Source organism: Bacillus sp. SIMBA_031 (assembly GCF_046535225.1).
Classification (GTDB): domain Bacteria; phylum Bacillota; class Bacilli; order Bacillales; family Bacillaceae; genus Bacillus; species Bacillus velezensis.
On the sequence record NZ_JAWRXC010000001.1, the window covers coordinates 287,015 to 309,983 of the forward strand.

Below are 22,969 nucleotides of genomic sequence, written 5' to 3' on the forward strand. Positions count from 1 at the left end.
TTGCGAGAGTTCAGATGAATAAAAAGTTATTGAAATTCATTTTATAGTGCGTTAATATAGAACAATCAGAAAATACAAAACAATATTCTTATCACGAGAGGTGGAGGGACTGGCCCTTTGAAACCTCAGCAACCGGTTTGCTTTGCCGCGGGAAGGCAAAGTGCCAAGGTGCTAAATCCAGCAAGCGATTCACATGCTTGGAAGATAAGAGGAAGAGAAAAGCTCCTTCTTCTTATGAAGAGGGGGCTTTTTTATTTTTGAAAAAGGATGGTGCTTACTGATGACGCAGCATGTTGATACAAAATTAGCCCAAATCGGAAATAGAAGCGAAGAAGCAACGGGAACGGTCAGTCCGCCGATTTATCTGTCCACCGCTTACCGCCATAGAGGAATAGGAGAATCTACAGGTTTTGATTACGTGCGCACGAAAAACCCGACACGCCAGCTCGTCGAAGACGCCATCGCCGTGTTGGAAAACGGTGCGAGAGGATTTGCCTTCAGCTCGGGAATGGCAGCCATTCAAACCATTATGGCGTTGTTTAAAAGCGGGGATGAATTGATTGTATCCTCCGATTTATACGGAGGCACGTACCGTTTGTTTGAAAACGAATGGAGAAAATACGGCTTAAGCTTTATTTACGATGATTTCAGCGATGAAGACTGTTTACGCTCCAAAATAACGGAAAATACGAAAGCGGTATTTGTTGAAACACCGACAAACCCGTTAATGCAGGAGGCGGACATTGAAAAAATCGCCCGGATTACGAAAGAAGCCGGCCTGCTTTTAATTGTGGATAATACGTTTTATACCCCGGTGCTACAGCGCCCGCTTGAACTGGGAGCGGACATCGTCATTCACAGCGCCACAAAATATTTAGCGGGGCACAATGATCTCCTTGCCGGTCTGGCTGTCGTTAAGGATGAAGAGCTCGGCGAGATCATGTTTAATCACCAAAATGCGATCGGCGCCGTTCTCCCGCCGTTTGATTCGTGGCTTTTAATGAGAGGGATGAAAACACTCGGACTCAGAATGCGCCGTCATGAAGAAAACGCCCGTGAACTTGCAGAATTTTTAGAACAGGAAGAAGAAATCGCCGACGTGTTATATCCCGGAAAAGGCGGGATGCTGTCTTTCCGGCTGCAAAAAGAGGAATGGGTCAATCCGTTTTTAAAGGCGCTGAAAACGATCTGTTTCGCAGAAAGTCTCGGCGGGGTGGAAAGCTTTATTACATACCCCGCGACACAGACGCACATGGACATTCCGGAAGACATCCGTATCGCAAACGGTGTCTGCAACCGTCTGCTGAGATTTTCAGTGGGCATTGAACATGCAGAAGATTTGAAGCGGGATGTAAAGCAGGCATTACAGCAAGTAAAAGAGGGGGCCGTGTCATATGAGTAATCACAATTGGACGCTGGAAACCCAGCTCGTGCACAATCCATTTAAAACAGACGGAGCCACCGGAGCCGTCAGCGTCCCGATCCAGCATGCTTCCACATTCCATCAGTCTTCATTTGAAGAATTCGGGACATATGACTACAGCCGCTCAGGCACACCGACAAGAACAGCGCTTGAAGAAACGATCGCAGGTCTTGAAGGCGGAACGAGAGGTTTTGCTTTCAGCTCCGGTATGGCGGCGATTTCGACGGCATTTCTGCTCTTATCCCAAGGCGACCATGTCCTCGTCACGGAGGACGTGTACGGCGGAACATTCCGCATGGTGACTGAGGTTCTGTCCCGTTTCGGGATCGAACATACCTTTGTCGATATGACGGACACAGAAGCTGTCGCCCGCGCCATCCGGCCGAATACGAAAGCCATCTATATGGAAACACCGTCAAACCCGACGCTCGGCATCACGGATATTAAGGGCGTCGTCAAACTGGCAAAGGATCACGGCTGTCTGACATACCTTGACAATACTTTCATGACGCCTGCTCTGCAGCGTCCGCTTGATCTCGGCGTAGATATCGTGCTCCACAGCGCGACGAAATTTTTAAGCGGCCACAGTGACGTGCTGTCAGGCCTTGCCGCCGTAAAGGATGAAGAGCTCGGCAATCAGCTGTATAAGCTGCAAAACTCATTTGGAGCGGTGCTCGGCGTTCAGGACTGCTGGCTCGTCTTGAGAGGCTTAAAAACATTGCAGGTCAGACTGGAAAAAGCGAGCCGGACGGCTGAGCGGCTGGCTGCCTATTTTAACGGGCATCCTGCCGTCAAAAACGTTTACTATCCCGGCCTTGCCGGACACCCGGGAGCTGATACCCATAAACGTCAAGCGAGCGGAGCGGGCGCCGTCCTGTCCTTTGAATTGGAAAGCAAAGAAGCCGTCAAAAAGCTGGTCGAAAACGTATCGCTTCCGGTATTTGCCGTCAGCCTCGGCGCTGTCGAGTCCATTCTCTCATACCCTGCAGCCATGTCGCATGCCGCCATGCCGAAAGCAGAGAGGGAGAAACGCGGCATCACAGACGGCCTTCTGCGCCTGAGCGTCGGAGTCGAAAACGCCGAAGATTTAGAACGGGACTTCGAACAGACATTGAAAAAAATAACCCCCGCCCAAGTGAGATCATAAACGAAAAGGGCGCCGTCAATTTTGCGACGCGCCCTTTTTTTATTTTAGATAAAAAAAGTGTTGACGAATGAGAAATCAGGATATATAATTATAAATGTCAGAGAGACAACAACATACCCAGCAACACATACATATCATGATTCCGTAGCTCAGCTGGGAGAGCGCTACCTTGACAGGGTAGAGGTCGCTGGTTCGAGCCCAGTCGGAATCATCCACGGCGGTTAGAGGCGTTATATCAACGTTTCTAGCCGTTTTTTATTACGTTGACTTAGTCGATGACTTAGGCGTATTAAGGCGCAGGGAAGCGGTCCTACCAACGACAAGGTAGCGGTTTTATTTCGGTGACTTAACCGAACGGAGGCGGTAATATGTCCGCAAATAGAACAGGAAAACTTGTCAAAAAGGAACGTACTTTACGGAATACTACGAGCAATCTCGATGTGCTTTTCTACGGACTGAAGACAGTCTATCCTATTGAAAACATAGATAAAGTCCTTCTCATAAGAGAAGGGCTTTCTTTTATCTTGAGGCATTCAATGTGTTGTTTTATTTGTTCTGTAACTTGTTTAAGGCATTAGGAGGTCCACTATCAGGATTGGAGAGCCTTTTTTATTTTACTAATGTTTTTTGGATCACTCAGAACAGAACTATACTTTCCGACCTTTTCGGCAAGTGCTGTCTGACATGTTACTCAAATTTCATGCACTATATAAGCCCCTCTCTTATGAGAAGGCTTTAATATTTTGGTCCTCTGGGAAATTTGAATACCGGCTCGTAGAATAATGAATGTACTTAATCTTTAAATATCTCAGGAATTTTATTTCTCCATATTAATAACAACTCTTTAAATTGGTCTGTTTCTATTGAGTTTTTATAAGGGTCATCGATTAAAAAAGGGTTTTCAACATCGGTAACATCTTTTTTTATCAATACACTTATCCCATTTAAATCAATTTCAAAATCCTCATGTATCCCATTTAAAACATTCTGAATGTATTCTATATACTCATCAGTTTGTTCTATTGTGGTAATATTTTCAATGAAGTCAGAGAAAATGCTGATTTCTTCTGGTAGAACTATTTTTATATCACCAAATGGATCTTTATCAAACCTGTATGAATATTTCATGTGTCACGGTCACCTTTAAGATTATTTTTTATATAACGGATATGCTGTTGCTATTGTTCCGTCACTATTTAAATACATTTCAATTTTAATTCCTGTTGAAGTGATTCCCCTATACTTATTTGAACGTACTTGTTTTCTAGTATGATAAGCTTCGTCAATTGCTTTTAATACATCAGCGCGGTTCCATTCTCTTGGAAAGAAACTTGAATCCGCTATCTTTTTTACAGACCCGACTTCAACTTTCGCCATATACACTCCATTTTTGTCAGGTTTCTTTTCTGTACCTGGTATAATCTTCCCGCCCATCATGCTTTCATGGTGGTAGCCAACTGCTTTACCGCGTTTATTAACTTCTCCATGATAAATATGTTTCATTGTATCGGCGGTATACTTGCTTTTTCCAGTACTAAAATTTGAAGTCACAGATTTACTGAGAACACTCTCTTTCTGATCTTCAATAATACTTTTCAACAAAGGCGTATTCTTCACATTGTGAGTATTTTCAATATCCTGTGCTATTCCGGCAAGTGCGGGTTGGTACTTATTTTTCGAAACGGAATTGATATAGTCTTTTCCTTTTTCAATCCCGGTCTTCACATGTTTTGCAGCCGCTTTTTCTCCGGCTTCCAAGACGTTATCCACTTTGGCGGCACCTGTTTTCGCGAGTTTGCTTGAGACTTTCACAGCTGAGCCGGAACCTTTGAGTCCGACAATGCTCCCGATGGCGTAGGTGATGTAATGTGATCTTGAATACGCATCCCCGTTAACCATTTTATCATTCCATGAATCCGCCAGGTTTGTCCATATGATTTTTGCGTAGGAGGGCGTGTTCAATACAGCCGATATGGTTTTAGCGACTTTTTGTTCATCAGAGAGATGGTAAAAATCCCATGCGCCGACAGCCAGATCTTTGACGCCGGTTATTGTGTCTTTCCCGACATCATAAAGGCCGACGCCTATTCCTTTGACGATGTCCCATGCCGTTTCTCCGACTTCTTCGAGCTGTTTTGCCTGTTCGAGCTGCATCACATATTCCACCTGAGCGGGTTCAAGGTTTTCATAGCCAATCTTTTTCGCGATTTCCAAATATTCATCCGGATCGGTGACACCATCGGCCAGCTTTTTCTTTAGGTCATTAATTTCACGCTCTTTCGCTTCTTCCTTTTTAATCGTCAAATAAGCATCCGAATGTCTTGCGATATCGCCTTTTTTCTTATGAATGTCGCTTTCACGGTACGCTTTGGCGTTGTAGTGAAGCGGCGTGGCGCTTTTTCCTTTGCCTGTGGCGTTTTGGAGCTGCTCAAAGTCGGCTTGGATGAAATTTTCGTTCGCTTCGGTTTCTGTGTATTCCTTCGTTAGATCGTGATCAAGCTTGCCGAGCTTATGTATCGTTTCGCTTCTTTTTTTGTCAGCTGAAGAAAGCTTCTGATCTGTGCTTTCGGTTGAAAATAATTCGAGCGAGATGATGTCTTCGATCTCTCCGAGGATGGACCCCATGTCCTTTTTTTGCTCTTCCATAATCGCCTTTGATTTACTGAGGGCGTGGGTAAGCTCATGCTCCAGAAATGATTCCTCCACATGCGAATTGGAAAGTCCGGCGTCTTCGACCTTACCGGGAAGGCTTGTGAGAAATGCGATTTTCATGTCGATCAGATCAAGCCAGCTGTTTGTGACGCCGGCGTGGTCCTTGAAAAAAGCTTTGATGTTGTCAGCGCCCCGGCCTGAGAAATCATTGTCACCAAGATCAGCCATGCCTTGAAACGCTTTTTTCAGGTTGACCATCTGACCGCGCAGTTCTTTATATTCACCCGCGCGCTGTTTGGCGGCGGCGAGGAGGGTGGTTGCTTTGAAAACTTTCATGACCATAATCCTTTCATTCGAAATACTTCAACAAGATATTACCATGGAAGAATGAAGGGAAAGACAAATAAGTATTTTGAAAGTGCAAAATGATTAATTTGTTCTGGGTAAATTTACTTATTTTATGATCGGAAATTGGGGAAGAGTTAGCTTCAGGTTGAATCGGTTGTTAGAACATCATGTGACGCACCTCCTTTACAAAGCATACACACATATGAGAGGGCTGAAATTCACCTGTATGAATTGGGATACGGCGGCCCAAACGGCTTTTCGCACGGAACCAACATGCGGCAACTGGTCAACAGCTTTAGAAACTTCAACCTAACAGGGAAGTACGGCAAGCATTGGGAATATAAAGGAATATAGGCTTACAGCTATGAAGGATGTATGAAAATACGTCAGACGGCGAAGGAAAGGCAATCTCCATGTGTTGTGACAGTTCGAATGCGGGTGTATGGAACTTCCCGTTCATCCGGAGTTATGTGAGAGGGACGAAAAGACTTTTTTGAGGAGGAAGCGGCATGATTGAATTTACACGGCCATCACCTATGAAGAAAACATGCACGATGCACCCGGAAAAGGAATCTGTCAGATCGGTTTCGTTTACTGATTTTAACGGCAATTCTGTAACAATAACCCTTTGTCAAATGTGTCTGGCTGAATTAAAAATGAAAGCCGCGACTGAATACAGGAGCATGACAGAGGAGCGGGCCAAACAGAATCGTTTCAAGATTGGTGATCATGTGTATTTAGAGCATTTGGGAGTAGTCAGCGAGATAAAAAACATGGAAGGCGTTCAAGTGGCAAACAGGACAGACACAGACGGAGTCCGAAAGGCTACCCCTAAGGAAATCGCAGAATATAAAAAGCAGGGGAAGCAGCAATGACGGTGAAAAAATTATTCAGTCAATCATTTATCAGTTGTGTTACTTATGGGAGCGGCGGCCGTTGCGCCGCCTGCTTCCGCCGCATGGTCCAGATGGCAAAATGAATCCGGGTAGAGCGGCCGGGTGTTTCCGGATGCCGCGACTTACACGGCCGGCGTATACAAGAAGCGTAGCGGCGGCGGGCTGACTGATACGAACTTAGTACAACGGGGCAGATTCAAAACGGCAACGCCTCTGAAATCATTCAACGTGACAACGATCCGGAATAAGACTGGGAAAGGAACCTATGTCATCTAGCTGGAATGCTATTCTAATTCCGGCAATCGAAACTACATCGAAACATTTAAATCAGCTAAATTTCAAATTAAGGGGAGTGTATTTTCGTAAGGGCTTCGTATTAACTTCGCCAAACTTCGTTTTAAAAGCCAGGAGGTTAGAGTTTCATCCCTCCCGGCATTAATAGTGAATATTATTATACTGGTTACTGTTCTTTTTTTGATTTCTGCTTAAGCAAAAAGGGTGATGATCTTTACAACAATTTCAATAATTAGCAGTATTACCTGTAAGCAAAGAATAAAATTCCTCAACATAATGAGACACTCCTTTTGTCCCATTAATGCCTTGCAACCAGTAATAACAACTTACGATGAAAATTTAGCTGATATGCAATGTAAACAAATAATACAGAAGTAGTTGCCTGAACTAAGAATTAACAATGTAGCGGGAAACAATTATTAGGAGAAAATTTCTTCGAAATAAACACGAATCAGAATGGGGCGGCGGTGAATGTATATGGCTGAAAAGCATATTCAGACGTATACGGATTACGTCAAAGGCATGAAATACAAGGAAAAATACGGGAAGAAACACTATCCATTGAAGAGATTCAGGGGTGTTTTAAATTGAAATTTCAGCTGATTTCCTAACTGTCATGAACAACATCTCAAAGGAAATATATTGACTTTCATCCTGTTTGTAATGTTAATTAGAAGATGTATACAAAATCATTATAATGAGGAGGCCTGAATGTGAAAAATAAAGCGGGAATACAAGTTGGAATATGCATTGGACTTTTATGTTTGAGCTTTACCGGTTTCAATCCTTTATTCGGCTCAGCGCATGCTGAAGCGAAGTCTATAGAAAACACAAAAATGACAAGCTGTATAACGAATCAAAAATTTGTTCAGCTTGAGAAAAAATTTGATGCCAGGCTTGGGGTTTATGCGATTGATACAGGTTCAAACAAGACAATTGCTTATCGGCCGAATGAACGGTTTGCTTACGCATCAACCTATAAAGTTTTGGCCGCGGCTGCTGTTCTGAAGAAAAGCTCAAATGAAAAACTTAATGCCATCATCCGCTACAGCAAAGACGATTTAGTTACATATTCTCCAATCACAGAAAAACACCTGGATACAGGCATGAGTCTGAAAGAAATCTCAGAAGCCGCTGTCCGTTACAGCGATAATACCGCCGGGAACCTATTGCTGCAGCAGCTTGGCGGCCCTAAAGGTTTCGAAAAATCACTGAAACAGATCGGGGATCATGTAACAAAAGCTGATCGATTCGAGACGGATCTAAACTCGGCGATTCCCGGGGATCGTCGTGACACAAGCACCGCAAAAGCACTGGCAACTGACCTTAAGACTTTCGCTTTGGGTAACACTCTCACGACTGACAAGCGCACGATCTTAACGGATTGGATGCGGGGCAACGCTACCGGCGATGAACTGATTCGTGCAGGCGCTCCTGCAGGATGGGAAGTCGGCGATAAATCCGGAGCCGGAAGTTACGGGACGCGAAACGACATTGCGATCGTTTGGCCGCCTGACAGAGCCCCAATTGTTTTGGCAATCCTGTCAAACCGGTTTACGGAAGATGCCAGTTATAATAATGCTCTTATCGCTGAGACTGCAAAAGTCGCTCTTAATGCTCTTAAATAAACATTGCCGTTCATTTTTTATGGACGGTTTTTTATATGTTGAGAATGCGGTATGCCGGTTTCGTTTTTCGATAAATGTTATAATGTAAAGCCATAAAAAGATGGGAAGAGGGGGAATTTCGATGCATTACATAACGGCATGCTTAAAAATCATCAGTGATAAAGACCTTAATGAAATAATGAAGGAATTCAAAAAACTTGAGGAAGAAACGAACAAAGAAGACGGCTGTATTCAGTTCCATGCTCATCCGCTCGAACCATCAGAACGCAAAATCATGCTTTGGGAGATTTGGGAAAACGAAGAAGCTGTTAAAGTCCATTTTACGAAAAAACACACAAAAGACGTTCAAAAACAAGAATTAACGGAAGTAGAATGGTTAATGAAAAGCAATGTGACTGAGTAAAAGGCTTTGTCTGTTGTTGGCTGACTCTGCCGGCAACAATCATCAGTTTCATTCACTAAAACCCTTGCTGTGCAAGGGTTTTTTACTTTAAAAAGTTCTTTATATCGCAGTCTTTTTATGGGTAAGGAACAGACTTGGAATGAAGATGGCCGCAAGGATGATGACGGATACTAAGAATCCGGCATGGTAGCCTTTTAAACTGTTCGGAATCGTTGGCTGCAATCCTTGTATGACAGTTGCGGTAACGGTTGCGATCACAGCTGACCCAAAGCTGGAACCGAGGTTTTCAATCATATGAATACCGACACCTGCTTCCGGAAGCTGTTTGCTGTCAAGGCCTGTATAAGCGTCACTCATTAATGGGAGCATAATTCCTCCAAAACTGGTGCCGCGGATAAATAATACGACGGAAATCCAAATCATACTTGTGTTATCGGTGATAAAAATAAGCGGAATAGATCCGATCAGCGAAAGAACAAGACTGACCGTAACCACGTATTTCGCACCGATCTTATCAATCAATTTTCCGATCAGCGGACGAGTCACGAGCATTCCGATTCCTTGAGGGATTAAAGCGAGTGCTGCTCCGACTGCCGTGAAATGACGAATGTTTTGAAAAAACAGCGGAAGTATTAACATCGGCCCCATGATGGCAACATTCGCTAAGAACAACCCGATCGAAGATGATAAGAAGCTCTTGTTTGCAAACAAATTCATAGGCAGCACGGTTTGGTTTTTCTTGATCAGATTATATACAAGATAAATGGCTGCTGAAACAAGACCGATGCCCGTCCATAAAATGGTGTCGCTATTGTTAAATGATGCATGATCCGCCGCTTTCGTAATACCGTAAATCAATGCCGCGCTCATTAATGACAAATTGATAATCCCGAAAATATCGAGTTTACGATCTTTGTTGAATGGTTCAAAGTCTGGAATGGTTTTCATCATAAGCGGTGCAGCAATCAAAACGATGAACACGTTGATGTAAAAAATCCAATGCCATGAAGCGCCTTGGACGATGAAGCCTCCGATGACAGGTCCTAAAATCGGGCCGAAGATCATAGGGGTGCTGACGATTGCCATCACTTTTCCCAGGTTTTCCGGACCTGCCGTTTTAACCAAGAGTGTTGACATAAGCGGAGTCATAATACCGGCGCTGAATCCTTGAAGCAAACGGAAGAAGATGAAGCTGGAAACGTCACGGCTCATTCCCGCAAAAACAGAAATGACACCAAAGGCGATGACTGAGCCGATGAAGATTTTCTTACCGTTATATTTATTCATAAGCCAGCCGGATACGGGTACTGCAATCGCAAGTGCTAAGACATAGCCTGTAACGGACCACTGAATGGTATCCAATGTCGTGTTGAAGTCTTTGGTCAGTTTGTCGATGGCGATGTTTACCATCGTAGAGTCAAGCATTGGAGCGATTGCTCCCAGTGCAATAGCCCAGGCGGCTGTGAGAACTTCTTTTGGCACCCGAAGTTCCTTTCTTTTATGTGTTGACATATTATTCTCCTCTCAAAATTGTTGTCTTTGTTTCCTTGTCAACAAAATAATAGAGTGATTTTGTTTCTTTGTCAACAATAAGAGGGGTATAAAAAGGCAGCCCGTTTTCATGGAGAAGGGCTGCCTATGGTTTTATTCATATTTATTCCGATTTCATGTCTGCACCAAGTTTCTTTATTTCTGAATCCAAATGCCTGCTGTATGTATCCACGAAGTTCAGCATCGTGTCAAATTGTTCATCAGTTACTTGTTCAAACACGATTTTGTCGCGTTCTTGAAACTCTTTGTGCAATTCCTCGTGAATTTTATAAATGACTTTTCCTTGCTCAGTAAGCCTGAAATAGATTTCTTTCTTGTTAAGCGGCTTCTGATAGCTTTCGATAAGGCCTTTATTGATAAGCTTCTTCGTTAATTTACTTATGGCGCCTCTTGTCATATAAAGGGACTCCGCAAGTTTAGTCACATTGGCGTCTTCAATTTTTTCGATGAAGTCGATGCAATGCATTTCAGAAGGTTTATGCCCCTTAAGGCTTTCTTCCATCTTCAGCCTATTCAGCCACACCATCTTGTTAAAAAAGTCCCTGAAATTCGTGAGGAGCTGTTCTTTTTTGTCCATGGCCCGTCCTCCTGCTCGGTGGTGCTTACACAATATTATAAAATTTTTGTTTCTTTTTCAACAATCGTAAAGTTGTTATTTAGCAACTGAGAGATAGTGCGCAGAAATTAAGAAGGAGGGGGATAGAAGAAGTATTCTATTTAAAAAGCGGCTTTTTAACCGAAACGTGGGTTTTCGGGTATTTTTCTTTCCGTATTCGTTACTTGCTCTGTTTCATAACAGGCCAACACTACAGCCTTATAAAAAAGCAGGCTGCGCAATGAGCCTGCTTGAGATTCGCATCAATCATTTTCCTATTGCGGCGTCATGAAAAGCGTCAATTGCGGTTGTGTATTTCAAGACGTTTTTAGACACTTTGGCGGTTGCGCCTAATGGATACGCGTCTGACAGAACGCTGGAGTGAGCTTCGGGTTCCCAGTAAAATACGCCGATTCCTTTGCCGTTCGGAACGGCTTTCACCAGTTTTATGGTGTCTTTTATGGTCCAGTAGGAATCTTTCGGATTATTTTCATCTCCGCCCAGTTCAACCACCATGACTTCCTTGTTGTAGCGTGAGGCGATGTCATTCAAATTAGATGATAAATGGCTGGTGAGCTCCCAGTACGGCTTACCTTCCCAATAGGGATAGAACGAAACGCCGATGATGTCGGTTTTTCCTCCGTTTTTAAAGAATTGATCAAACCACCATCTGAATAGGCTGTTGTCCGTGCCGTGTGCCAAATGGCTGATGACCTTGGTGGCCGGGCTGACGGATTTCACGGCGTCATAGCCTTTGTTCAGTAAGGCGGTCAATTTGCTGAAATCGTTCGTGCTGCCGTCGGGCAGTAAAATTCCTGAATTCATTTCATTCCCTACTTGCACCCAATCAGGGGAGATGCCGTGATTTTTAAGTTCTTTCATGACATCGTACGTATGGTTATACACGGCTGCCTGCAGCTGGCTGTTTGAATAGCCGGTCCATTTGTTCGGCTTGATCTGGTGGCCGGGATCAGCGAACACATCACTGTAATGGAAGTCAACCATTACCTTCATTCCTAACGCTTTTGCCCTTTTGGCCGCCGCAAGTACGCCCGCTTTGTCACTATAGCCGAGCATGGTCCATGTTGTGCCGTCTTTCAGCCAATAATAGCTGCTTGGCGGATTCACAAACACTCTCAGTCTCACGGCATTTATTCCGTGATCTTTAAGAATCTGCAAGGCATCTTTCTGTTTTCCGCCGTCATCCAGCCAGCGCACACCTTCGTCCTCCATTTGTTTCAGCCATCCTATATCAGCGCCATAGGCAAACGGGGCATCCGCTTTTGCTTTAGGAGACTTCTCAAAGAATGTAAAAGCAGTGAAAATGAGAGAAAGACAGAATGCGTTTACAAATACACGTTTCAATCGGTTTTTTAACATCACAATACCTCCTGATAAAAAAGATTGTTGATTGATTTCACTCTGAATGTTTCAGCTGCCATTCTCCAATAACGTCGTGAAACGCTGAAACGCCTGAATTCCTTCGGGTGTCATTTTAAAAACGCCTGCATCGGTCAGCGCGCGTAAAAATACATTCGCGGTTTCTTTTTGTATAACAGCGGCTGCATTTTCCGGTGTCACGTCTTTATCCGCTTTGATGTTTTCAGCCCACGGAAGATGAATGTCTTTGATGTCATGAGGTTTATTCAGTAAATACTTTTTCACTTCTGCCAGCTCATCTTTCAGGCGGGGAGGTAAAACGGCGAGTCCCATCACTTCAATCAGACCGATATTTTCTTTTTTGATGTGATGGACATCTTGATGCGGGTGAAAAATGCCATCCGGATAATCTTCGGAGGTGCGGTTGTTTCTGAGAGCGAGATCCATTTCGAAATCCGTTCCCCTGCGTCTGGCAATTGGAGTGACGGTATTATGGGGTTCATTTGTCTTTGCGATGATGCTGACGGTTTCGTCTGAATATTCCCGCCACTTTTCAAAAACATACGCAGCGGCATCTGTCAGCAAATCCGGATCTTTTGCGCGAAGGCGGATCACTGATACCGGCCACTTCACGGCTTCGGCCTGAACGTCTGGAAAATGACGCATATGAAAAGGGTAGAGGGAACCCGCTTTTGCCATCGGAAACTCATGGCCGCCGCCTTGATAATGATCGTGAGAAAGAATGGAGCCTCCTACGATCGGCAAGTCTGCGTTTGATCCCGCGAAATAATGCGGGAAGATTTCCGTAATGGCCAGAAGCCTTCTGAAGCTGTCGCGGCTGATGTTCATCGGCTTGTGCACGCTTGAAAGAAAGATGGCATGCTCGCTGTAATACGCATAAGGAGAGTATTGAAACCCCCACTGTTCTCCCGCTAAGTCAAGCCTGATGATGCGGTGGTTTGAACGGGCGGGGTGATGCGGTGTTCCGGCATACCCCTCGTTTTCCATACAGAGCAGGCATGTCGGATACCGGTTTTCCGGACTGTTTTTTACCGCGGCGATGTCTTTAGGATCTTTTTCGGGCTTTGGTAAATTAATGGTGATGTCCAATTCTCCAAAAGGTGTTGGTGAGCGGTACACGATATTTTTTCGAATGGCCCGCGTCTTAATATAGTCGTTGTTTTGACTCAATCTATAAAAATAATCTGTTGCTTTTTTCGGACAATCTGATAACAATTTGCTGAATGCGGCATTGATCAGAGAAGGGGCCGGTGTGATCACGTCCATGATTCTGCTTCCCAGCATGTCTCTTTCAGCCGGCGTATCGTTTATGATTGACCGTTTTACCGCGTCTTTCACCATTTCGTCCAAATAGTGAAGCCTGTTTTGTTTCTTGATATGTTTCGGTTCTGCATAATCCGTCAGTCCGAGCAGATCGAGAAGTCTGTTTCTTGTGTAAATCACATCTGTTTCATTTATGTCGCCTAAGACAGTGCTTTCTTTCAGAAACCCTGCCACTGATTCAAAAACTTCAATGACCGCCGCCTCCATTTCATTTGTCCTTGTATCCGTTTGGATGATGCCGATGCCAATTCCATGCTGACGCAATGATTTCCGATATGTCCGTTTGTTTCGGATTCCAGCCCAGAATGTTCCGCGCTTTATCGCTGGAAGCGATGAGGGTGCTTGGATCACCGGGTCTTCTTGCGGCCGCTCTTACTTTTATGTCTCTTTCGGTCACTTGCCGGGCCGCTTCCGCCATTTCTGATACGGAAAACCCGCTGCTTGATCCTAAATTGAAAATGCCGCTGTCTCCGCCGTTTTGCAAATATTCCAGAGCGAGAATATGGGCATCGATTAAATCGGAAACATGGACATAATCGCGGATGCACGTGCCGTCTTTTGTATCATAGTCAGTGCCGAATATCAAAACCTCCTCGCGCTGACCGAGCGCGGTTTGTAAAAGGATAGGGATAAGGTGGGTTTCTGGATGATGATCTTCTCCGATGGAACCGTCCGTTTTCGCGCCGGCAACGTTAAAATACCGAAGCGAGACATATTTTATGCCGCAGGCAGTTTCACACCACTTCAGCATTTTTTCTGCCATGAGTTTTGATTCGCCGTATGCGCTTTCCGGCTTTTCCGGCATGTCTTCTGTGATGGGCACTTTTTCAGGTTCGCCGTATACAGCGGCGGATGAAGAAAACACAATGTGTTTGACTCCAAATTCCTGCATGACCTCCAGCGTAATTTGCGTACCGTACACATTATTATTGAAATATGAAAGAGGGTCTTTCATTGATTCGCCGACAAGAGATTGAGCGGCAAAATGGAGAACGCCTGTTACGTTTTCCTTCGCAAACACAGAGCGAAGAAACGGTTTGTCACGGATATCTCCATAGTAAAAGACTGCTTTTTCATGAACGGCTTTCCGGTGGCCTGTCTGCAGATGATCCACAGCTATCGTTTTCAATCCTTTGTTTAATAATTGATCAACCGCATGAGAACCGATATAGCCGGCTCCGCCGAGAACGAGAATCGCCATGATTTATTTTTCCCTCCATTCAGCCGCGCCATCGCTTATATCCGCGATGTAGAAAGAAGCTTCAAGACCTGTCCTGCTGCGGTAGTGAGATGAAACGGCCCGGGTAAAGCCAGCGGTTTCTTCACTTTCCACAATGGCTATGGCGCAGCCTCCGAACCCCGCGCCCGTCATCCGCGCTCCGAGCGCTCCTTCTTTCCAGGCTGCTTCAGCGAGCGCGTCTAATTCGTCACCGGTCACTTCGTAATCATCGCGTAACGAACGGTGGGACGCATTCATCAGCTCGCCGAACGTTTTCAAATCATTCGATTTGAGAGCCTCCGCGGCTGAGAGGGTCCGCTCGTTTTCATTGACCGCGTGCCGGGCTCTTTTACGCAACGTTTCACAGGAGAGAAGGGATTCGAGTTTGTTGAATTCTTCTCCCGTCAATTCCGCAAGTGATGCGATATTCCGATATTGCCGCAGTTCTGAAAGAGCTGCGTCGCATTCGCTGCGGCGTTCATTATATTTTGAAGCCGCCAGCTCCCGGCGCTTGTTCGTATTCATAATGACGATTTTATATCCGTTAAAAGCAGCCGGAATCATTTCGTGCTCAAGCTTATCGCAGTTTAACAGAATGGCCATGTTCTTTTTGCCTTTTTGCACTGCGAATTGATCCATAATGCCTGAATTCACGCCGATAAATTCATTTTCGACTCTTTTTCCGATAAGCGCCAGTTCAGTATCGGAAACATCCAGACTGAATAACTTCCTTAAAATGGAACCGGTTAACATTTCAATAGAAGCGGAGGAGCTTAAACCGGCTCCGTTTGGAATCGTACCGTGAAAAAGAATATCCATTCCGCTGTCTATTTGGCCGCCGGCTTTAAGAAGGTAATGGATCATCCCCTTCGGATAATTGGCCCAGCCGTCTTCTTTTTTGTATGCTGTGGCGGAAAGATCAAGGCAGACAATGCCGCTGTCAGGAAAGTTTTCTGAGTATAACCGGATCTGATGATCTTCGCGTTTTGCGCATACGGCATAAGTTCCGATCGTGATCGCGCAGGGGAGAACGTGGCCGCCTATATAATCCGTATGTTCCCCGATTAGGTTGATCCGGCCGGGTGCGAAAAACAGTTCCCCGTTACTTCTCTGGAAAATGTCTTCGAATCTTGATTTCAAAAGTTTGGCATCCATGATAAACCTCCGATTCTATTTTGAGGTATGCTCCAGTATGAACTGAATGGCTTTTTGTGAATTTCTTGTGAGACTGATATATTCCGCTCCTTTCGTTGCGATGAGTTTCACTTGCAGGCGGTCCGCATCTTCTTTAATGTCATCATAATAAGAGCCGACCTGCGGAGCCAAAATGATCATATCGAAGTCTTTCATGATGTCGTAATGGGAACCGTAGGCGCCTGCTGAGGCGGTAATCGGCACGTTGTATTCTTCGGCTCCTTCTGTCAGTGCGTTCGCAAGCATGGCGCTCGTTCCCGCTCCGGCGCACAGCACTAACACATTGGTGCCGTGTTCCAAGGCGGATGAGGATTCCTGAAAATTTGTGCTGATGACGGAGGCCGCGTCTTCTGAGGCGCCGGCCATGGCGGGCTGTAATGTTTGCGGCGCGCTTTCAGGCTCGGTGTGTTGGGCTTCTTTCGCCGCTAATACTTTGTCATAAGCTTTACAGAATGGCAGGTATATCAGGAAATCGACAATGATTAATACAGCCGTCAGCACAAAAGCCGAGAGCCCCATGCCGGTTCCGAGAATCAAGCCGGCGGGCGCCGGGGTGGCCCACGGAAGAACATACATAAAACTGTTCATTCCGATGACATCCACGAAAAATTTAAACAGACAGACATTCACCATCGGCGTTACAACAAACGGAATGAAAAAATAAGGATTTAAAATGATCGGCGCAGCAAAGAGCAGAGGTTCGTTTACTGCGAAAGACACCGGAACCGCGGATGCTTTTCCGACTGCTTTCAATTGCTTGGATTTCGCGAAAAGAAGAAAGATAAACGGAACAACAAGGGTTGCGCCGGTCCCTCCCATTGTGCCGACGAAGTTCCCGAGTCCGACGGTCAGCACGTTGGACGCCTGCTCACCGGCATTATGAAGCTGAAGGTTCGCCTCTACATTTGCGTAAATAATAGCTGCGATGGCCGGCTCCACAATAGAAGGCCCGTGAACGCCGACAAACCAGAACAGCGCCATCATTCCCCAAATGACACAAATCCCAAGATAACCGTCTGCGGCGGTAAAAAACGGCGATAAGAGAGAGGAGAGAGCCTCTGCAAAAGATACGTTCAGCGTGTTCCTGATCAATAAATCAATGAATACCATGGCCAGAACGGAAAAAGCGAACGGAAAAACATCTTTAAATGTTTGTGAAATGGTACCCGGTACTTCTTTAGGCATTTTAATCGTAATATTTTTCAGCACGCAGAATCTGTAAACGTTCACTGTTATGAAAGCGGATACAAAAGCGGCTAAAAGACCTTTTGTGCCGAGGTATTCCGTGGAGAATCCGCCGTCGATTTGAGTGACGCTTAAAATGAGAAACCCGACGACTGAAGCAAGCATCGCTGAAACGGGATTGATCCCTTTGTTTTTCGGCATTTTTCGGTTCATTGATTCACTCAGGCATTTCGCACTTGTTGCCGCAACGATCAGACCGAGGGCGCCCATTGAATAGTTATAAACTTTCCAAAGCCATTCAGAAACACTTTTAGGCCAAGTGAAACCCAACACTTCCGGCACAGCGGCGGTGAGGATAAAAATGCTGGCGAATAAAATAACAGGCATGGCCGTTAAGAAGCCGTCGCGGATCGCACCTAAATAAATGTTCCTTGAGATTTTTTCAAAAAACGGTTTTCCCTTTTCGATTTGCTTGATGATACCGTTCATTTTTCCACTCCTTATCGGCGGCTTCGGTAGAGTTCTATAAAATCCTGAATAAGATCACGGAGCAAAAGGGTTGTCATCAAGTGGTCCTGGCCGTGAACGAAAATAAACCCTAATTCCATGTCCTTGCCGTCAGCTTCTTCAGCTAACATTTTCGTTTGCGCATTGTGGGCGAGGGTTAAATTTTCATCGGCGCTTTTCAATGCTGCTTCCGTGTTTTCGAAGTTTCCGGCACGGACTTCTTTCAGGACTTTCAATAAAGTGCTTCTGGCGTCGCCGGCATAGGCGACAATTTCAAAACCGAGCATCTGCAATTCTTCCTTTGTCATGAAAAAACCTCCTAAAGACGGCACACATGATGAAAAGAGACTCTTTTCACCATGTATGATCGTTAAATGATTGTTTTTGTTTCACTTACAAGTTTGTACCAGTAGGCCGATTCTTTCGGATACCGTTTTTGGGTGTCGAAGTCGACGTAAAAAAGACCGTAACGTTTGTTGTAGCCGTTGGTCCATGAAAATAAATCCATTAAGGACCATAAGAAATACCCCTTTACGTTGACTCCGTCGGTAATCGCTTTACTGACGGCTTCTAAATAGACTTTTAAATAGTCGATTCTTGCCTTATCCATAATGATGCCGTCTTCAAACTCATCTTTATAGCCCATGCCGTTTTCGGTAATGTAAATTTTGTTATATTGCGGATAGTCCCGTTTGATGCGCATCAGCATGTCATACAGACCTTCAGGATAAATGAGCCAGTCCCAATCGGTCCGCTTCAGGCCTTCTTTGTAAATTCTTTCGCCGATTCCTTTTACTTTATAGACCGAAGTGCCCTTATCGCCCGTTCCGTTATGGTGAATAACGGTTTCTCCGTCGTACGCTTTGACGAAATGGCATTGATAATGATTGATGCCGAGATAATCATTGCGCGTCGAAGCTTTTTTCATCACGTCAAAGTCACTGTCTGAAAACTCGTATGAAGCGCCGTTTGCCTCACAGATTTCATCCAGAGCCCGCATGGTTTCCTCAGAATAATAGCCAAGGTAGGTGGCGTCGAGGAGGAATCTCACTGATAACGCGTCATCCAGAAAACAGGCGTGGCGGTCTTTTTCTGAGTCACTGGCGGGATATTTTGTTTCCAATGAGTGGACGACACCGATTTCTCCCGGATAGCCGCCGTCTTTAAAAAGATTGACGGTCATCGCATGCGCTACCATCATGTGATGGAGGCATTGAATGACTTTTGTGATATCACTTTTAACAGATGGCGGAAAAACCCCGAGTAAATACTGGTTGGTGGCTGTGGGATAAATTTCGTTAAACGTGCTCCAATATCTGATTTCGCTGAATTCTTTAAAGCAAAACTCCGCATAGCTGACAAACGCTTCTATCGCAGCGCGGTTGAGAAAGTCTCCCTGATCAAACAATCCTTTCGGTGTATCGAAATGATGCAGCGTGACAAAAGGGGTGACGTTGCGTTTATGGCACTCTGAGAAAATACGATGATAGTAATCAACACCTTCCTGATTGATTTTGCCCGTGCCGTCAGGGAAAATTCTCGTCCAGGCTATAGAAAGGCGGATGCCGTTTATTCCGAATTTTTCACATAGTTTAATATCTTCCGGAAACTGGCGGTAAAAATCACTTGCCGGATCAGGGCTGAATCTTCCCTGTTTTTCAAGAAATTCATCCCAGGCTACAGGCCCTTTGCCGCCTTCTTTTGTGGCGCCTTCCGCTTGATATGCCGCAGTCGCCCCGCCGAAAATAAAGTCATGAGGTAATTTGAGCATTACTGAATCCTCCTTCGCCAATGTGTGAATTGAAGTTTGTTAATGTTTGTAATTGTTATCTTTTGTTTAATAGTAAACGCATACATTTTTGTTGTCAATAGCTTCATAAAGAAATAAAATCTGTTTTAATAGGGGTTTTATAAGTTTTTCGTTGTTTTATATGTTGATTATGTTGTTTGTTAGTGTTTGTTTTTGTTGACCGGATTGCCGCGGTGTGTTAGATTGTGTGTAAAGTTGAGGGGATGATTGAACATGTTAAAAAAAGAACGTCTTTTAAAAATCATCGATATCGTAAACTCGCGGGGGTTTATTACGGTGAGTGATATTATCGATGAATTGGCAGTTTCTGATATGACAGTGAGAAGAGATCTGGACGAGCTGGATAAGGCCGGAAAAATCGTACGTATTCACGGAGGCGCACAGAGCATATCTTATTCCATTGATCACGAATTATCGCATAATGAAAAACTGGGTGTTCAAATGGAGGAGAAGGGGAAGATCGCGGAACTCGCAGCTTCCTATGTAAATGACGGCGATACCGTTTTTTTAGGGCCCGGCACGACGATTGAACTTTTAGCCAAACACTTGCTGCATAAGCGAATCAGGATTATCACAAACAACTATCCCGTATTTGATATTTTAAAACATGGTGACACTGCGGATACCATCCTGATTGGCGGCGATTTCCGGAAAAATACCGGTGCCTTCGTCGGGCCCATCGTGAACGGCAATCTGCAGAAATTCAATTTTACGAAAGCCTTCATCAGCGCCAACGGCATACATAATGATGAGATTTCTTCTTACAGCATTGAAGAAGGGGAAGCTCATCAAATCGCGCTGAATAATTCGCGGACGAAATTTTTGCTGGCGGATAATAAAAAATTCAACCGGGAAGATTTTTACGTGTTCTATAACTTGCATGATATGGATTATCTGATTACGGATGATAAAGTGATGAAAGATGTTCAAATTCATTACGAGCAATATGTAGATGTCAAAATCGCAAAAAAATAAAAAGGCGGGCGGTTCGATGAAAGGGGTTATTTTTGATTTCAACGGCACGATGTTTCAAGATTCGCATCTGCACGAAAAAGCATGGTTTTTCATGGTGAAAAAATACGCGCCGAAAACCATTTCTGATGAAGACATTTTCGTGAACATTCACGGGAGAACAAACAGTGAAATCCTGACGTATTTTATTTCCGGCGATTTAACAAATGAAGAAATCGAGAAGCTGTCTTTTGAAAAAGAAGCCTACTACAGAGAATTATGCCTTGAAAACAAAAATGAGTTAAAGCTGACGAAGGGACTGACCGGCGTATTGAACCATCTGAAAAAATCAGAAACGCCAATGACCATTGCCACGGCTACGGTAAAAGAAAATGTCGAGTTTTACTTTGACGTCTTTCAGTTGGATCGGTGGTTTGATTTTGACAAAGTCACGTTTGATGACGGGAGCTTCCCCGGAAAACCGGCGCCGGATATTTTTCTCATCGCATCGGAAAAGTTAGGCCTCAGACCTGAAGAATGCTTAGTCATTGAAGATGCCTTTTCGGGGCTCACAGCGGCGAATAAAGCAGGTGCAGGCAAGATTATGGCCATTGACCCGCTCGGAAAAAACCGCGCGTTATTTGAAGAAAAACAGCTGGCGGGTGACGGGATACTGACAGATTTCACCTCGTTTTTTGAGGTGATTGCCGGACATTCTGTTTGAGAGATCAGCCGGTTTTTTATGCCGATATGGCTGTACAGGCTGCGGACTCCGTTCGCAACACGGGATGTTTTTGTGTTCGGCGGTGTCTGCTTCGTGAAGAAAGGGGCTTCGCTTTTTAATCGGAGTCACTTTTAAGACAGATCCCTGTTTTTTTAATTCCTCGTATTTACAAAGAAGCGCTAAGGTGCTTATTGCTGACTGTTTATATGTTTTACGATAAAATCCTGAGCATACAAGAAAACCAGCCATCCTGTAAGTCCAAGCCCTGATGCGGCAATGAAAGACAGTGAATGGCGAAGGGCGATGCCGATAATGACCAGCATAATGACTGTGGAGGGGATGCCGGAAGCCGCGCTGAATGCAAAATGACTTAATGTCTCCTTCGTTTCGCCTTGGATGTACAGCCAAACCATGCTCAGCATACTGACAATTGGTAAAGCCGCTATAATACCTCCATAACTCGGGCTTCTTCTTGATATTTCAGTGATAATCCCAATAATAGCAGCGGAGACAATGATTTTAACGATCGTAAACATCTTCAGCACGCTCCTTCATCAAACTGAATGCTTTTAAGACAAGTGTTCGTTCTTCATTATTCATGCTGTCAAAAAGAAGCTGTTTAAGCTTTTCTTCATCAAGACCGGAATGCCGGTAAAGGACATCCGCCCCCAAACTGGTAAGTTTTAAAATGACTTTCCGCTCATCCTCAACACTTCTGGTTTTATAAACGTACTTTTTCTGCAGTAACCGCTTTATATGTTCCGAAGCGGTATTATGTGATACTTGAATCGCTTCGGCAATGTCTTTTATTCCGACTGCCTTCTCTTTTTGAATGACTTGCAGAATCCGTACACCTTGGTGAGTGATTTTTTCATGGTGCCGATAACGGAGCCGGTAGTAAATATCTGTCCAAAGGTCATTTAATCGCATGATTTCGTTTGACATCATCATCCACCTTCTATCGTTTATTGAGATTATATCTTATATTACGATATATTTTTGCGGATTGAAAGCAATTTTTGAGCATGAGGGAGCGGCATTCGTTCTGTTTTTAGAAGATTGGAAGAGACAAGCGGCCGCAGCTTCAGCGAATAAACTTGTTTCATATACTCTCAATAAGTTACTTCCCTTATTTTGGAAACGCCAGCTTAATACCTTCCGCATATAAATAAGGGCGCTGACAATATGATAAAGAACCAAAGTATATATTCAAATGCAGTTTTTTCAGCAGAGCAGTCTTGTGCTGAAAGAAAAAGATACGGGGGATAAAAAGCGGGTAAGAAGATAAGGAAAGGAGAGAGACGGATGGAACTTGATTTTGTGATTCGTCTGGCGGTTGCGGGTCTGCTTGGGGCTCTTATTGGATTGGAGAGAGAATTCCGGGCGAAGGAAGCCGGTTTGAGGACGCATTTTTTAGTGGCCGTCGGCAGCGCCTTGATGATGATCGTTTCCAAATACGGCTTTTTTGATTTGTTATCCAACAGCCATACGTCCTTTGATCCGAGCCGGGTGGCGGCGCAGGTCGTCAGCGGCGTCGGATTTTTAGGAGCCGGCACGATTATTTTGCAGCGGCATGTCGTGCGGGGGCTTACGACGGCCGCGGGGATTTGGGCTACGTCTGGGATCGGGCTGACGATCGGGGCGGGTATGTATGTCATCGGCATCAGCGGCACGATTTTGGCGTTAATCGGGCTTGAACTGTTAAATTTTCTGTTTAA

General features: G+C 44.7%; 20 protein-coding genes, 1 tRNA gene, 2 pseudogenes and 1 riboswitch. Of the genes and pseudogenes, 10 read left to right on the forward strand and 13 right to left on the reverse strand.

The window, feature by feature from the left end; all coding sequences use genetic code 11:
• Positions 1-85 precede the first annotated feature (85 nt).
• A riboswitch (SAM riboswitch) is annotated at positions 86-211 on the forward strand.
• A 69-nt stretch (positions 212-280) separates the two neighbouring features.
• The 3 genes from SB724_RS01555 (at position 281) to SB724_RS01565 (ending at position 2,781) form a co-directional block, all read left to right on the forward strand.
• Positions 281-1,402, forward strand: coding sequence for a methionine biosynthesis PLP-dependent protein (locus tag SB724_RS01555; RefSeq protein ID WP_007610693.1), 1,122 nt, complete (start codon positions 281-283; stop codon positions 1,400-1,402).
• Positions 1,395-2,570, forward strand: coding sequence for a cystathionine beta-lyase (metC, locus tag SB724_RS01560; RefSeq protein WP_410569848.1), 1,176 nt, complete (start codon positions 1,395-1,397; stop codon positions 2,568-2,570). Before SB724_RS01555 ends, metC begins: the two co-directional genes overlap by 8 nt.
• 138 nt (positions 2,571-2,708) lie before the next feature.
• Positions 2,709-2,781 (forward strand) — tRNA-Val (locus SB724_RS01565).
• A 581-nt stretch (positions 2,782-3,362) separates the two neighbouring features.
• On the opposite strand, the gene SB724_RS01570 is transcribed toward SB724_RS01565, so the two are convergent.
• Both SB724_RS01570 and SB724_RS01575 read right to left on the reverse strand, forming a co-directional pair.
• Positions 3,363-3,698, reverse strand: coding sequence for a hypothetical protein (locus tag SB724_RS01570; protein ID WP_007610697.1), 336 nt, complete (start codon positions 3,696-3,698; stop codon positions 3,363-3,365).
• Between the two features lie 21 nt (positions 3,699-3,719).
• The gene (locus tag SB724_RS01575; RefSeq protein ID WP_349551572.1) at positions 3,720-5,558 is read right to left on the reverse strand and encodes a T7SS effector LXG polymorphic toxin; all 1,839 of its coding nucleotides are present in this window, start codon (positions 5,556-5,558) and stop codon (positions 3,720-3,722) included.
• 521 nt (positions 5,559-6,079) lie between these two features.
• Here SB724_RS01575 and SB724_RS01580 point away from each other — a divergent pair.
• The 4 genes and pseudogenes from SB724_RS01580 (at position 6,080) to SB724_RS01595 (ending at position 8,791) form a co-directional block, all read left to right on the forward strand.
• Complete coding sequence (locus SB724_RS01580; RefSeq protein WP_410569851.1) at positions 6,080-6,445, forward strand: hypothetical protein; 366 nt, start codon at positions 6,080-6,082, stop codon at positions 6,443-6,445.
• A gap of 2 nt (positions 6,446-6,447) precedes the next feature.
• Positions 6,448-6,832: pseudogene (locus SB724_RS01585) on the forward strand (hypothetical protein).
• Positions 6,833-7,467: 635 nt separating this feature from the next.
• Complete coding sequence (gene bla, locus SB724_RS01590) at positions 7,468-8,388, forward strand: class A beta-lactamase (RefSeq protein WP_088462275.1); 921 nt, start codon at positions 7,468-7,470, stop codon at positions 8,386-8,388.
• Between the two features lie 121 nt (positions 8,389-8,509).
• Positions 8,510-8,791: a putative quinol monooxygenase gene (locus SB724_RS01595; protein ID WP_082997856.1), complete on the forward strand. Its 282-nt coding sequence runs from the start codon at positions 8,510-8,512 to the stop codon at positions 8,789-8,791.
• Between the two features lie 99 nt (positions 8,792-8,890).
• Here SB724_RS01595 and SB724_RS01600 read toward each other — a convergent pair whose 3' ends face one another.
• The 9 genes from SB724_RS01600 to lacG form a co-directional block, all read right to left on the reverse strand.
• Positions 8,891-10,303 (reverse strand): MDR family MFS transporter, encoded by a 1,413-nt coding sequence (locus SB724_RS01600; RefSeq protein ID WP_410569854.1) that lies wholly within the window; start codon positions 10,301-10,303, stop codon positions 8,891-8,893.
• A gap of 142 nt (positions 10,304-10,445) precedes the next feature.
• Positions 10,446-10,919 (reverse strand): MarR family transcriptional regulator, encoded by a 474-nt coding sequence (locus tag SB724_RS01605; RefSeq protein WP_410569856.1) that lies wholly within the window; start codon positions 10,917-10,919, stop codon positions 10,446-10,448.
• Positions 10,920-11,204: 285 nt separating this feature from the next.
• Positions 11,205-12,317 carry a glycoside hydrolase family 53 protein gene (locus SB724_RS01610; RefSeq protein WP_410569857.1) on the reverse strand — a complete coding sequence of 371 codons (1,113 nt, stop codon included), beginning with the start codon at positions 12,315-12,317 and terminating at the stop codon, positions 11,205-11,207.
• A gap of 51 nt (positions 12,318-12,368) precedes the next feature.
• Positions 12,369-13,868: a UDP-glucose--hexose-1-phosphate uridylyltransferase gene (gene galT / locus SB724_RS01615; protein ID WP_410569859.1), complete on the reverse strand. Its 1,500-nt coding sequence runs from the start codon at positions 13,866-13,868 to the stop codon at positions 12,369-12,371.
• Position 13,869: 1 nt separating this feature from the next.
• A complete protein-coding gene (gene galE, locus SB724_RS01620) occupies positions 13,870-14,862 on the reverse strand; it encodes a UDP-glucose 4-epimerase GalE (protein WP_104843270.1) in 993 nt (330 codons plus the stop codon).
• A gap of 3 nt (positions 14,863-14,865) precedes the next feature.
• Entirely contained in the window at positions 14,866-16,035 is a 1,170-nt protein-coding gene (locus tag SB724_RS01625; protein ID WP_410569860.1) for a galactokinase, read from the reverse strand.
• A 15-nt stretch (positions 16,036-16,050) separates the two neighbouring features.
• The gene (locus tag SB724_RS01630) at positions 16,051-17,748 is read right to left on the reverse strand and encodes a PTS lactose transporter subunit IIBC (RefSeq protein WP_130571105.1); all 1,698 of its coding nucleotides are present in this window, start codon (positions 17,746-17,748) and stop codon (positions 16,051-16,053) included.
• A gap of 11 nt (positions 17,749-17,759) precedes the next feature.
• Complete coding sequence (locus SB724_RS01635; RefSeq protein ID WP_007407323.1) at positions 17,760-18,074, reverse strand: PTS sugar transporter subunit IIA; 315 nt, start codon at positions 18,072-18,074, stop codon at positions 17,760-17,762.
• A 62-nt stretch (positions 18,075-18,136) separates the two neighbouring features.
• Positions 18,137-19,537 (reverse strand): 6-phospho-beta-galactosidase, encoded by a 1,401-nt coding sequence (lacG, locus tag SB724_RS01640; protein ID WP_088462267.1) that lies wholly within the window; start codon positions 19,535-19,537, stop codon positions 18,137-18,139.
• Positions 19,538-19,789: 252 nt separating this feature from the next.
• Between lacG and SB724_RS01645 the strand changes: the two genes are divergently transcribed.
• Positions 19,790-20,551 carry a DeoR/GlpR family DNA-binding transcription regulator gene (locus SB724_RS01645; RefSeq protein ID WP_088037080.1) on the forward strand — a complete coding sequence of 254 codons (762 nt, stop codon included), beginning with the start codon at positions 19,790-19,792 and terminating at the stop codon, positions 20,549-20,551.
• Between the two features lie 16 nt (positions 20,552-20,567).
• Entirely contained in the window at positions 20,568-21,251 is a 684-nt protein-coding gene (locus SB724_RS01650; RefSeq protein ID WP_410569862.1) for an HAD family hydrolase, read from the forward strand.
• A 188-nt stretch (positions 21,252-21,439) separates the two neighbouring features.
• Here the strand turns inward: SB724_RS01650 and SB724_RS01655 are convergent, their stop codons facing one another.
• Both SB724_RS01655 and SB724_RS01660 read right to left on the reverse strand, forming a co-directional pair.
• The gene (locus SB724_RS01655; protein ID WP_032863792.1) at positions 21,440-21,787 is read right to left on the reverse strand and encodes a DUF3147 family protein; all 348 of its coding nucleotides are present in this window, start codon (positions 21,785-21,787) and stop codon (positions 21,440-21,442) included.
• Positions 21,771-22,196, reverse strand: a complete 426-nt coding sequence (locus tag SB724_RS01660; RefSeq protein WP_410569864.1) for a MarR family winged helix-turn-helix transcriptional regulator — start codon at positions 22,194-22,196, stop codon at positions 21,771-21,773. The genes SB724_RS01655 and SB724_RS01660 overlap by 17 nt, the downstream gene beginning before the upstream one ends.
• Before the next feature lie 360 nt (positions 22,197-22,556).
• Here SB724_RS01660 and SB724_RS01665 point away from each other — a divergent pair.
• A pseudogene (locus SB724_RS01665) lies at positions 22,557-22,953 on the forward strand (MgtC/SapB family protein); the annotation flags it as partial.
• Positions 22,954-22,969: the final 16 nt, after the last annotated feature.